Source organism: Actinocatenispora thailandica (assembly GCF_016865425.1).
GTDB classification, from domain to species: Bacteria; Actinomycetota; Actinomycetes; order Mycobacteriales; family Micromonosporaceae; genus Actinocatenispora; species Actinocatenispora thailandica.
Window position 1 is genome coordinate 1,885,054 of the sequence record NZ_AP023355.1, and the last position, 12,240, is coordinate 1,897,293.

At 75.1% G+C, this 12,240-nt stretch carries 10 protein-coding genes; 4 read left to right on the forward strand and 6 right to left on the reverse strand.

Translation table 11 applies throughout. The annotated features are described in order from the left end of the window. Positions 1–102: 102 nt before the first annotated feature. On the reverse strand, positions 103–2,871 hold the full coding sequence (locus Athai_RS08270; RefSeq protein WP_203960935.1) for an ATP-binding protein: 2,769 nt from the start codon (positions 2,869–2,871) through the stop codon (positions 103–105). A gap of 205 nt (positions 2,872–3,076) precedes the next feature. On the opposite strand from Athai_RS08270, the gene Athai_RS08275 reads away from it, so the two are divergent. Further along, entirely contained in the window at positions 3,077–4,300 is a 1,224-nt protein-coding gene (locus Athai_RS08275) for a GNAT family N-acetyltransferase (protein WP_203960936.1), read from the forward strand. A gap of 78 nt (positions 4,301–4,378) precedes the next feature. Here the strand turns inward: Athai_RS08275 and Athai_RS08280 are convergent, their stop codons facing one another. The 3 genes from Athai_RS08280 to Athai_RS08290 form a co-directional block, all read right to left on the reverse strand. Further along, complete coding sequence (locus Athai_RS08280) at positions 4,379–5,749, reverse strand: hypothetical protein (RefSeq protein WP_203960937.1); 1,371 nt, start codon at positions 5,747–5,749, stop codon at positions 4,379–4,381. 132 nt (positions 5,750–5,881) lie between these two features. Beyond that, the gene (locus Athai_RS08285; protein ID WP_203960938.1) at positions 5,882–6,532 is read right to left on the reverse strand and encodes a class I SAM-dependent methyltransferase; all 651 of its coding nucleotides are present in this window, start codon (positions 6,530–6,532) and stop codon (positions 5,882–5,884) included. A gap of 82 nt (positions 6,533–6,614) precedes the next feature. Beyond that, entirely contained in the window at positions 6,615–7,301 is a 687-nt protein-coding gene (locus Athai_RS08290; protein WP_203960939.1) for an antibiotic biosynthesis monooxygenase, read from the reverse strand. 69 nt (positions 7,302–7,370) lie between these two features. Between Athai_RS08290 and Athai_RS08295 the strand changes: the two genes are divergently transcribed. From Athai_RS08295 to Athai_RS08305, 3 genes are all read left to right on the forward strand, one after another. Further along, complete coding sequence (locus Athai_RS08295) at positions 7,371–8,045, forward strand: TetR family transcriptional regulator (RefSeq protein WP_203960940.1); 675 nt, start codon at positions 7,371–7,373, stop codon at positions 8,043–8,045. A 128-nt stretch (positions 8,046–8,173) separates the two neighbouring features. Next, positions 8,174–8,929, forward strand: a complete 756-nt coding sequence (locus tag Athai_RS08300) for a DinB family protein (RefSeq protein WP_203960941.1) — start codon at positions 8,174–8,176, stop codon at positions 8,927–8,929. Between the two features lie 46 nt (positions 8,930–8,975). After that, entirely contained in the window at positions 8,976–9,542 is a 567-nt protein-coding gene (locus tag Athai_RS08305) for a GNAT family N-acetyltransferase (RefSeq protein WP_239156811.1), read from the forward strand. Positions 9,543–9,748: 206 nt separating this feature from the next. Here the strand turns inward: Athai_RS08305 and Athai_RS08310 are convergent, their stop codons facing one another. Both Athai_RS08310 and Athai_RS08315 read right to left on the reverse strand, forming a co-directional pair. Further along, entirely contained in the window at positions 9,749–11,374 is a 1,626-nt protein-coding gene (locus Athai_RS08310; RefSeq protein WP_203960942.1) for a molybdopterin-dependent oxidoreductase, read from the reverse strand. 85 nt (positions 11,375–11,459) lie between these two features. Beyond that, on the reverse strand, positions 11,460–12,101 hold the full coding sequence (locus Athai_RS08315; RefSeq protein WP_203960943.1) for a fasciclin domain-containing protein: 642 nt from the start codon (positions 12,099–12,101) through the stop codon (positions 11,460–11,462). Positions 12,102–12,240 lie beyond the last annotated feature (139 nt).

The window sequence follows — 12,240 nt, forward strand, 5'->3', positions numbered from 1 at the left end:
GGTATCACGAATGTTGTCAAGCCTTCCCAGCGAGGCGGAAACGCGCCAGACCGGTCGGCGGCGGGCACGCCGGAGCGGCCGCCGCGCCCGTACCGCAGGGAGTCAGGCCGGGGCGTCGGTGCGGTGCTCGGTGAGGGACTCGCGGTGCGCGATGGCCGCGGCCTCGGTCCGGGTGGCGGCGCCGAGCTTGCTCAGGATGTGCGAGACGTGCACCCCGGCGGTGCTCGGCGAGATGTGCAGCCGCTGGGCGATCTGCCGGTTGCTCAACCCCTCGGCGAGCAGGTCGAGGACGTCGCGTTCCCGGTCGGTGAGGCCGTGCCGGGCCGGCGTCGCCCCGGCCACCCGGGCGATCCGCTCGGTCAGCGGCGCCGCGCCCAACCGGTCGGCCAGCAGCGCCGCCTCCCGGAGCCGCGCCGCGCCGTCGGTGGGCTGCTCGGCGCGCACGCTGTGCACCAGCGCCTCGGCCAGCTCGTACGGCTGACCCAGGTCGCGCCACGCGGTGACCGCGCGGTCGAAGCCGCGGTCCTCGAGCAGCGCCCGCAGCGTCGCCTGCTGCGCCCCGTCGAACGGCCCGTCCACCTCGACCGCCGCATCGAGCGCGGCGAGCCGGGCCCGCCGGGCCGGGACACCGGACGCGCCGCGGCCACCCCGGTCCAGCCGGGCACGCTGCACCAGCGCCCCGGCGACCAGGATCGGCCGCACGTCGTTGCCGTAGTTGGCGGCCAGCGCCGGATCGGCGAGCGCCCGGTCGAGGTGCCGGTCGGCCCGGTCCAGGTCACCGTGCGCCAGCGCGACCAGGCACAGCAGCTGGTGCCGGGCCAGCAGGCCGAGCAGCTCGCTGCCGTCGATGTCCGCGACCTCCGCGGCCACCTCGTCGGCCGGGTCGAGGTCGCCGCGCAGCAGCGCCAGCAGGCCGGCCAGGATGCGCAACGCCAGTCGCGGTGACGGCGGCGGATCCTCCCGGAGCGCCTCGGCCAGTACCGCGTCCGCCTCGTCCCACCGGCCGGCGAGGATCATGCCACGCACCGCGTACCGGGCGAGTTCGGCACCGCGGCTGCGGGCCAGGCCGAGCCGCCGGGCCCGGCGGATGCCCTCGCCGGCCACCGCGACGGCACGCTGCTGGTCGCCGAGCCGAGTGTGCAGCGCGGCCTGGTACATCGGTACGGTCAGGGCCAGGTCCGGACTGTCGAGCCGATCGGCGAGCGTCGCCGCCTCGGCCAGCAGGGTCGGTTCACCGGTCATCGCGCCGACGCCCAGCAGGCCTCGTACGGTCACGGTCGGGTCGCCGGTGTGCCGTCCGGCGCGCAGCGCGGCGGTGAACTCGGCACGTGACTCCGCGGAGCGCAACGGCCGGCCCATCGCCATCATGCCCAGGATCCGGCCGCGCTGCACGCTGCCCGGGTCGTCCGGCAGCAGCGCGAGCGCCCGTTCCAGATCGGCGATGCCGGTACCGTCCAGCCGGATCGACAGCCGACCGCGATGCTCCAGCAGCTGCGCGGCCCGCCCGGGCTCCGCCCGCTCGTCCACGGCGGCGAGGCCGGCGCCGGCCAGCTCGATGCCGTGCCGGTAGTCGCCGGTGAGCATGGCCGCCTCGGCCGCCGCGGTCAGCACGTCCACCCGGTCGGCGCCCAGCAGGGCGGCCGGATCGGGCACCCGGCCCCAGACCGCCAGGACCCGGTCGAGCAGGTGCAACTGCTCGTCGTACGCGTAGCCACGGTACGCCCGGGCCGCGGCCCGGTGGGCGGCCGTCAGCGTCGTCTCGTGGTCGCCGGCGGCGTACGCGTGCGCGGCCAGCTCCGCCAGCGATTCGCTGTGCCGCAACGCTGCGGCGTAGCGGGCGTGCACCCGGGCCCGCTCCCCGGGCAGCAGGTCCTCGTACACCGCCTGCCGGATCAGTGCGTGCCGGAAGTCGTATCCGTCGCCGTCGACCACCAGCAGGCTGCGGTCGACCAGCTCGCGCAGCAGCAGGTCGAGGTCGTCACCGGTGTCCGGGTCGGCCACCGCGGCCAGCAGCCGGTGGTCGACGTGCCCGCCGGCCGCCGACGCGGTACCCAGCAGGCGCCGGGCCGGCGCGGGCAGCGACCGCGGCCCGTACAGCAGCAGGTCGCGCAGGCTGTCCGGGGTGCGGTCACCGGCCCGGGCGAGCGCCTCCACGAACAGCGGGTTGCCGTCGCTGCGTTCGTGGATCCGGCGTACCGCGGCGGGATCGGGCCGCGCGCCGAGGATCGCGGCGAGCTGGTGGCCGACCTCCGGCTCGGTGAGCGGGGCCAGCCGCAGCGTCGTGGTACGCCGGCCGCGGGCGAGTTCGGACAGCAGGGGACCCAGCCGCCCGGCATCGGCCCCGGCCGGCCGGTAGGTCGCCACCAGCAGTACGCCCGGCTGGGCCAGGTTGCGGGCCAGGAAGCCGAACAGCTCGCGGCTCGCCGCGTCGGCCCAGTGCAGGTCCTCGATCGCCACCAGCAGCGGCCGGTCGGCGGCGACCTGCTCGAACAGCGCGAGTACCGCTTCGTGCAGCCGGTGTTTCCCGCCGGTGCCGGTGCCCGCGGTGCCGAGCTGCGGGAACCAGTCGGCGAGCTCGTGCGGCCGGCCGGCCGCTCCGCTGCGGATCAGCCGCCGCACCACCGCCACGAACGGTGCGTACGCGAGGCCGTCACCGGCCAGCTCCGTGCAGGCACCCTCCACGACGCGTACCCGGGGGCCCGCCGATCGGGTGAACTCGGCCAGCAGCCGCGACTTGCCGAGGCCCGCCTCCCCGGCGAGCAACGCCACCGCCGGGCCGTCGGTGACCGCCGTCCGCACGGCCGCGGCCAGCGTCGCCAACGCCTCGTCCCGGCCCACCAGCACCGGGCTGACCACCTGCTGCACCGCCACCGAGCCAGCATAGGAGATCCGGGCGGCACGCCGGTGGTCGCCGAGCTGCCGGTGGCCGGTGCGCCGGACGGCCGGCGGCCCGGCCCGGGTGCGCTCGCAGCCGGGCGCGCCGGTGCAGCCGTGTCAGCCCGGGACGGCCGGGCGGGACGGTAAATACCGAGATTGCCCGATGCGGGACGGCTGTTTAGCCGGCGAGGCTCGACGCATGACGAACACCTACCCCTTGCGCAGCATCGCCGCCCACGAGTTCGAGACCTGGGCCCGCATGATCACCACCACCTACGGCCAGGACTGGCGCGACGGCGCGCTGCGCAGCGCGCAGACCTCCATCGAGCCGGAACGCACCACGGCCGCGTTCGACGGCGAGCAGCTGATCGGCGGAATGTCCATCTACGGGCGGTCGCTGACGGTTCCCGGCGGGTACGTTCCGGTGGCCGGCGTGACGCTGGTCGCGGTGCTGCCCACGCACCGCCGGCGCGGCCTGCTGACCGCGATGATGCGCCGCCAGTTCACCGAACTGCACGAATCCGGCGGCGAACCGGTCGCCGCGCTCAACGCCGCCGAGGCGACCATCTACGGCCGGTTCGGGTACGGGATCGCCAGCCACCTCGCGCTGCTGGACGGCGACACCCGGTTCATGGCGATGCGCCCGGACGTGCCGGCGGACGGCGGCAGCATCGCGCTGCTCGACGTGGACGCCGCCCGGCCGCTGCTGGAGAAGGTGTACGACACGGCGCGCCGGGACACCGCCGGCTGGGTCGACCGTACCGACAGGTACTGGGCGGCCCGGCTCTACGACGCCGAGCACGTGCGGGAGGGCGGCACCGCGCTGCGCTTCGCGGTGCACACCGACGGGACCGGCGCGGTCCGCGGTTACGCGTTCTACCGGTCCCGGCAGCGCACGGTGCAGGTGGTCGAACTCGCCGCGACCACCCGCGAGTCGTACACGGCGCTGTGGCGGTACCTGATCGAGCTCGACGCGCACGACCACGTCCGCTACGAGGGCTCGACCGACGAGGTGCTGCCGCACCTGCTGCGCGACCCGCGGTCGGTGCGCGCGACCGTGGTCGACAACCTGTGGGTACGGCTGGTGGACGTCGGCCGGGCGCTCACCGCCCGCGGCTACGCGGGCCCGGTCGACCTGGCGTTCCAGCTCGACGACGAGTTCTGCCCGTGGAACGCCGGCCGCTACCGGCTGTGCGCCGGCGACGGGGGCGTCCAATGGGAGCGCACCCGGGACCGCGCCGACCTGCGGCTGTCGGCGACCGAACTGGGCGCCGCGTACCTCGGCGGTACCACCCTGGCGGAGCTGGCCGCCGCCGGCCGCGTCGAGGAGCTGCGTCCCGGCGCGGTCGCCGCCGCCTCCCGGGCCTTCCGTGGCGACCGGGACCCGTTCCACCCCTCGGGCGGGGCGTTTCCCGCGTTCTGAGCCGCCGGCCGCGCCGCCCCGGTGCACGAGATGGTTCGTGTCGCTGGGGCCGGCGCGTCGCGGCCCGTCGCGGCCGGTTCAGGCCGGGAAGAAGGCGATCCGGGCGTGGTACTCGCCGTGCACGTGGGTGGTGTCGCTGGTGATCCACAGCCCGGCGTCGGTGGCGAGGATGCAGAACACGCCGACCCCGCGGTCCTTGCCGGGATTCCAGGGCAGCGCCCGTCCGTTGGTGGGGGACACCGCGGCGATGCCGGGCCGGGACACTGCACCGGGGCCGGCGCTGTTGTTGCCCTGCGGGTTGTTCATCCAGCGCTGGTGCCCGCCGACGTACACGGCGGCGTCGGTGATCGCCGCGGACAGCAGCGTGTCGCCGCCGGTCCAGTTGACCCAGGCCGGGCTGCCGCCGCCGGTGAGGTCGAACCGGGCGACCGCGTCGCACAGCTTGCCGGCCCGGCCGCCGCCGGTCGCGGTCACCACGAACCAGCCGCCGCCCGGGGCGACCGCGATGCCCCGTACGTAGGTGGGGAAGTGGTCCGAGCACTCCGGCTGGTAGCGGGTGGTGGACCACGGGTCCAGCCGGGCGGCGCCGGTGCCGAGGTCGGCGACCGCGAGCTGGTAGCGGGTCGCGCCGGCCACCCGGTCGAAGTTCCCACCGAAGATCAACTTCTGCCGGTCCGGCGTCGCGGCCAGCGCGGTGACCTTGATCGGTGCGCTGGCCCCACTGGAGGTGTGCCGCGGTTCGGTCAGGTGCAGGTCGACGTCGGCGGTGGCGCGACCGGTGGCCGGGTCGAACGAGGCCAGCGCCGGCCGGGCCCGCTGGTCGACGGTCTGGAACGAGCCCCCGGCGATCAGCCGGTCGCCCACCAGTACCAGCCGGTCCACCGCGCGGTCCAGCGCGGCGGGGCGGAAGCCGGGCCACGCCGCGCCGGTGCTGGCGTCCACCCGGGCGAGGTACGGCGCGCGGGCCGAGCCGCCGGACCGGAACGAGCCCCCGACGTACAGCGACCGTCCGTCCGGCGCGGCCACGACCGCGGTGACCGGCCCGTCGAGTTGCGGCCGGAACCGGGTGTCGATGGCGCCGGTCCGGGCGTCGAACGCGAACAGCGACCCGACCCGCCGTACTCGCTGCGAGCCGGCCTCGCGTTCCCGGCTGAACGAGCCGGCCGCGTACATCAGCCCGCCGAGCTGGATCACCTGGTAGACCGCCCCGTCGAGCACGTCGGGCGTCCAGCCCGCCGGGTCGTCCGACACCACCCGGCCGGGCGTCGCCGTCGCCCCGGCCCGACCCACCGCCGCGGTACCTGCGGCCGGCGAGACGGCCGGGTCGGGCGCACCACCCTGGGATGCGGCCCGCGCCGGGCTGGCCCCGGCGATGGCGGCGCCCACCACACACAGGCACGTCAGGACGGCGAGCAGCCGGTCGCGAAGCAGGAGATCCGTCGTGGGCATGCTGACCTCTTCGGATAGACCACCGAATCGCGCTCAGCGTAGATCCACGATCGCTCTCGGTGATTTCATCGCGGGTCGGCTCGCACGAACCGGTGATCTCCGCCTTTTCACCCGCGCGTCGCGGCGTCGCCGTCAGGCGGCGGGTTTGCGGGCGAACACGCGTTCGACGCTGCCGGCCTTGAGCCGTTCGGTCGCCACGATCTCGAAGCCGGCGGCCCGCACCAGCGGCAGCTGGCGCCGGGTGAAGTACTCGCCGGCGCTGCGGATCGTCCAGCGTTCCAGCAGCCACTGCGCGGCGCGGATCGGTGGCCAGGTGCTCGCGACGTGGTCGACCAGCAGCAGCCGCCCGCCGGGGACCAGCACCCGCCACATCTCGCCGATCGCCGCGGCCGGGTCCGGGATCGAGCAGAGCGCCAGCGCGCACACCACCGTGTCGAACGAGGCGTCGGGCAGCGGCAGATGCTCCGCGTCGCCCTCCCGCAGGTCGATCTCGCGGCCGAGCTCGGCGGCGCGCCGACGGGCGATGGCGAGCATCGCGGGGCTCAGCTCGACCCCGGTCAGCGTCACGTCGGCCGGGTAGTGCGGCAGGTTGCGCCCGGTGCCGGGGGCGACCTCCAGCACCCGGCCCCGGGCGCGCTCGCCCAGCCACTCCCGGCCACCGCCGAACCAGATCCGTTCGAAGAAGGCCATCTGCCGGTCGTAGTGCGCGGCGCTGTCGTCCCACACCCGCCGCTGCCGAGCGGTGGGGTCCTCGCCGTGGGTGGAGCCACCGGCATCACTCATGGAACGGACCACCGCATCGTCGGGGACGGGTGATCGACGCTACGCCAGCCGATCCACCGTCGCCCACCCGTCGCCGCCGCGCTCACCGGGTGCTGACGGAGATCCCGCGGTACGGGGTGAAGCGCGCGACGGCGATGCCGGCCACCCCGGGGGCGCCGCCGGCGGCGGCGCGCAGCCGGGGCGCGGGGGTCCGGGCCGCCGCGCGGTGTGCGGCGGCCGTGGTCCACTCGGCGAGGTTGACCGCCCGGGTGCCGTCCAGCCCGGTGTGGAAGTGCGCCGCGATCAGGCCGCTGGCGGCCCCGGGCTCCGGGGTACCGGCGGCGGCGAACACGCCGTCGACCCACTCCCGCGCCCGGTACGGGTCGGTGCCGGCGAAGTCGACGGTGACCGTGACCAGGCAACCGGTCGCCGGTGCCGCCGGTGCCCGGACGGTGCTGCGGTACCCGTGGCAGGCGGTGACGCGCCGATGGTCGATGCCGGGCACCCGCGCCCGGACCGCATCCAGCCAGCGGCGCCGGGCGCCGCCGGCGAACGCGCGCGGTGCGCCGGGGCGGGTCCACTGCTGGTAGTGCAGGACCGTCACGCCGTCCTCGCCGAGCAGGCAGTGGTGGCTGAGCAGGCCCACCGGTGGCGCGGTCTCACGCCAGGCGGCGAGCACCGCGTCGGCGGCCCGGCGCTGGTCACCCGGCCGCACCTCCCACTCGCCGATCAGCGCCACGCCGGCCGCGGCGCGGCGCGGGTCCGGAACCGGTTCGTCGTCGGTCCACATGACTTCCTCCAAAGTGCCTCTCAGTGGCACTTTACCACCAGTGGCTAATGCCTCTGATAAGCTTCTTGCGTGACGGAGACCGGCGCCGCCCAGGCGCCCTCGCTACGCGACCGCAAGAAGCAGCGCACCCGGGTGCTGCTGCACGAGACGGCGCTGCGGCTGTTCCTGGAGCGCGGCTTCGACGCCGTCACGCTCGACGACCTGGGTGAGGCGGCGGAGGTGTCCAAGCGCACCTTCTTCCGCTACTTCGCCGCCAAGGAGACGGTGGCCCTGGCCGCCGAGACCCAGCTGTGGGAGGCATACCTGCGACGGCTGTCCGAACGGGAGTTCGGCGGCAGCGTCCTCGCGGTGCTGCGGGACACCCTCATCGACACGATCCGCGCGATGGGCGACGAGTGGCTGCGCCGGTTCCTCGCCACCCGGGGGCTGATCGCGCGCACCCCGGCGCTGCGCGCCGCCAGCGACGCGGCCGGCATCCAGACGCAGTACCGCGTCGTCGAGGTGCTGGACACCGCGCTCGGCGGCGGCGGCCTGCCGGGCCGGCTGCTCGCCGAGATCACCCTGGCCGCCTGGCGGTGCGCGGCCCGCGACTGGGTGCGCGGCGACAAGAGCCGCGCCGGCGGTGCCAAGGTCGAGGGCCTGATCGGGCACCTCGACGACGCGTTCGCGGCGCTGCCCGCCGCGCTCGACCTGCGCGCGCCGGAGCCCGTCGGCGTCACGCCGCCACACCGGGACCGCCGCTGACCGTGCGGCGGCGGCACCGGATCGGCCCGACGGGCCGGCCGGGCCGGGGCGATTGCCGTACGATCGCTGCTTCCGGCCGGTGCCACGGGCGGGTGGCGCCGGCGCCGCCCGCCGGACAAGGAGCAGCGATGGCGACCTTCGGGCAGTCGGACGACCTGCACGGGGCGCGGTTCGTCGAGACCGACCTGCGGGGCGCCCGGTTCGTCGGCGCGAACCTGTCCGGCGCGGTACTGCGGGGTGTGGACATCCAGGACGCCGAGATCGACGCCCCCTGGCTCGCCGACGGGGACGGCTACCTGCGCATCAACGGCGTCGACGTGGTACCGCTGGTCGAGGCCGAACTCGACCGCCGGTTCCCGGGCCGTGCCCTGCGCCGGGCCACCGACCCGGCCGGCCTGCGGGCGGCGTGGGCGGCGCTGGAACGCGGCTGGGCGCCGGTGCTGGCACGGGTGGCGGCGCTGCCATCGGACGCGGTGGAGGTGTCGGTGGCCGGCGAGTGGTCCTTCGCGCAGACGCTGCGGCACCTGATCTTCGCCACCGACACCTGGCTCGGCCGCGCGGTGCGGCAGCTCGACCGACCGTGGCACCCGCTCGGCCTGCCGAACACCGGCGCCGAGGAGGACGGCCTGGACATGTCGATCTTCGTCACCGAGACGCCGAGCTATCCCGACGTCCTGGAAGTACGGGCCGGCCGGGTGACCATGGTGCGCGACCAGCTCGCCGCGCTCACCCCCGAGCTGCTGGACGAGCCGCGGGCGAACCCGTGGAACGCCCAGTACCCGGAGACCGTCCGGTCCTGCCTGCACGTGATCTTCGACGAGGAGTGGGAGCACCTGCGGTTCGCGGTGCGCGACCTGGACGTCATCGAGTCGCCGGCCGAGTGACCGGCGCGTGCCGGAGCGGGGAACCACGAGCAGACGGGAGAGGGCAGTGTCGCGCACGATCGTCGCGTTGGATGCGGGTACCTGGGACCGGTTCGCCGACCTGGTCGAACGCAACAACGGCATCTACGGCGGCTGCTGGTGCATGGGGTTCCACCCGGAGCGCAACGAGCCCGGCCTGGACTTCCGCACCGCCAAGCAGGAGCGGGTACGCGCCGGCCGGGCGCACGCCGCACTCGTGCTGGACGCGGACGGCGCCGCGCAGGGCTGGTGCCAGTACGGCAGCCCGGAGGAACTGTCGCGGATCAAGAACCGGCGGGAGTACGAGAAGGACCCACCGCCCCGGCCGGACTGGCGCATCACGTGCGTGTTCGTCGACAAGCGCCATCGCGGCCAGGGGATCGCGCGGGCCGCGGTGGTCGGGGCGCTGGACCAGATCGCGGCGGCCGGTGGCGGGGTGGTCGAGGCGATCTCGGAGACCACCGCGGACCGTTCGACGCCGGGCCGGTTCCTGTTCAGCGGCACCGTCGAGCTGCTGGAGCAGCTCGGGTTCGAACGCCTCCGCCCGGTCGGCAAGCACGCCTGGATCGTCGCCCGCGTCGTCGACCCGAGCTGACCGGTGCGTGGGCGCCGCGACCGGTGTGCCGGCGAACGGCCGGGTCGGCCCGCCGGGCCGACCCGGATCGGTTGGCCCACATCGGTCGGCCCGGCAGACCGGCCCGGCAGACCTGCCCGGCGGCCCGGTGGCCCGGCGGGTCGGCTCGGTAGGTGCGCCCGGCGGGTCGGCCCGGATCGGTTGGCCCGTCGGTCGGCCCGGGTCGGTCAGCCGGTCACGGTGACGGCAATGCTGTGCCAGCCGGTCGCGCCGCGAGGGAACGGCGTCCGCCGGGTCTGCGGCTGGGTGGCCCCGGTCCCGTCGGTGGCCCGTACGGTCAGCTGGTGGTCGCCGGTGGTGGCGCCCTGCCAGCGCAACGACCACTGTCGCCACACGTCGTCGTCCACGGTCCGGGCGAGACGCGCGCGCTGCCAGGGGCCGTCGTCGATGCGCACCTCGACCCCGGCGATGCCGCGGTGCTGCGCCCACGCCACCCCGGCGACGGTGACCGTGCCGGGCGCCACCTGCCCGAACGGCTTGGGAGTGTCGATCCGGGAAGCGGTCCGGACCGGGCCGAACCGGGACCACTTGCGCCGCACCCAGTACGGGTCGTAGGCGCGGAAGGTGGTCAGTTCCAGGTCGACCAGCCACTTGCAGGCCGACACGTACCCGTAGAGGCCGGGCACCAGCATCCGCACCGGGAAGCCGTGCGCGATCGGTAGCGGCTCGCCGTTCATCGCGACGGCGAGCAGCGCGTCCCGGCCGTCCAGGACCGTCTCGACCGGGGTACCGATGGTCATGCCGTCGGCGGAGCGGGACACCAGCTGGCTGGCACCGCGCTGCACGCCCGCCTCGCGCAGCAGTTCGGCGAGTCGGGCGCCGATCCAGCGCGCGTTGCCGGCGAGGTGGCCGCCGACTTCGTTGGACACGCAGCTGAGCGTGATGTCGCGCTCGATCAGCGGCCGGCGCAGCAGATCCTGGTACGAGAGGGTCAGCGGGTGATCCACCATGCCGTGCACCCGCAGCTGCCAGGAGTCGGCCGGTACCTGCGGCAGCGCCAGCGCGGTGTCCACCCGGTAGAAGTCCGCGTTGGCCGTCCGCCACGGGCTGATCCCCGGCACCGACAGCTCTGTCCCGGCCGGGACCGGCTTCGCCCGCTCGGCCGGTGCCGGGATGCGGACCGCGGAGCGGGACGACGCGGCGGAGTACCGGCGGTCCTGCAGCGTCGCGCCGGCGGTACCGGCGGCACCGCCCAGGACGACCAGGCCGGCCGCACCGCCGGCGGCCTGCAGCACCGCTCGGCGGTCGGTGCCGGGCGTGCCGGTTCCACCGGCGGTCGCCTCATCCGGATCGGTGCCGCCCGATCGGCCGGTACCGTCGCCGGCCACCGGGAGCGGGCGTCGCAGCAGCCGTCGCAGCAGCAGGAAGCCGGCGATGCCGGCTGCCGCGGCGAGGACCGACGGGACCGCGTCCAGCGGCCCCGCCGCGTTCCCGGTGACCGCGGCGAGCACCCCCACGGCGCCGAACGCCGCCACCCCGGCCACGCCGAGCCACCGGCGACGCAGCCCGGCCACCCCGACGACGATCGCGTAGCCGGCGAGAACCAGGTGGATGCCCACCAGCAACGCGGTCTTGTCCTGCTGGCCGAACGTGCGGATCGCGAAGTCCTTCAACGATTCCGGCGTCAGCAGGATGAACCGGTTGCCCACCGCGATCACCGGCGCCGACTCGGGCCGGACGAACGCGGCCGCCAGCCGGCCGACGCCGAGCGCCAGCACCGCACTCACCAGCCCCAGTACCGCCCCGAGACCGAACCGCCGGGCCGCGGCCCGTACCCTGCTCCAGCCGAACATGCGCCCTCCCCGTACCGACGAGTGACCGGACGGGCGGAGGCGCGGCCGGCGCACCCCCGCCCGCCACCGACGAGCCTGGTGGGGGTCAGGACATCGCCGGCATCAGTACCGTGTCGACCAGGTACACGGTCGCGTTGGCGGTCTGCACGTTGCCGCACACCACGTTGGCGGGTGTCTTGTTGCCGGGGCCCTGGACGGTGAACGAGTCGCCGCTGCCGGAGACCGTCAGCGACGCGCCGTTGAGCGTCTTGTGGCTGCCGGTCAGCTGGTCCGGGCCGAGGCGCTCGCCTACCACGTGCAGCTTGAGGATCGAGACGATCTGCTGGTCGGTCAGCTTGCTCATGGTCGACTTCGGGATCTTCGCGAACGCGTCGTTCACCGGGGCGAACACCGTCAGCTTCGGCGCCCCGTTGAGCGTGTCGACCAGCTTCTCCTTCTTCACCAGCGACACCAGGGTGGACAGCAGCGGGTTGCCGCTCGCCGCGGTGGCCACCGGTACCTTCGCCATCGCGGCGGTGCTGCCCGGGTTCGACGGGTCGGTGGGGATCTTCGAACACGCGGCACCGAACGGCTTCGACGCCGGCTCGGCCGGTTTCGTACTCGTCGCCGCGGCGGACGGCGTGCTCGACGAGCCGCTGCCGCCGGAGTCGTTGCTGCCGCACGCCGCCAGCGGCAACGCCAACGCGGCGGTCAGACCCACCGCCGCCACCAGATGCTTCCTACCCATGATCGAACCTCGTCTCGGTCGGAACTGTCGTGGAACGTCTGCGTGGAACGGACGGGATTCGTGGCACCGGGCGGTCCGGATGGGTCGCCGCCCACCGTGCCGGTGAACGAGTCGGGTGGGGGCCCGACCACCCAGCCGG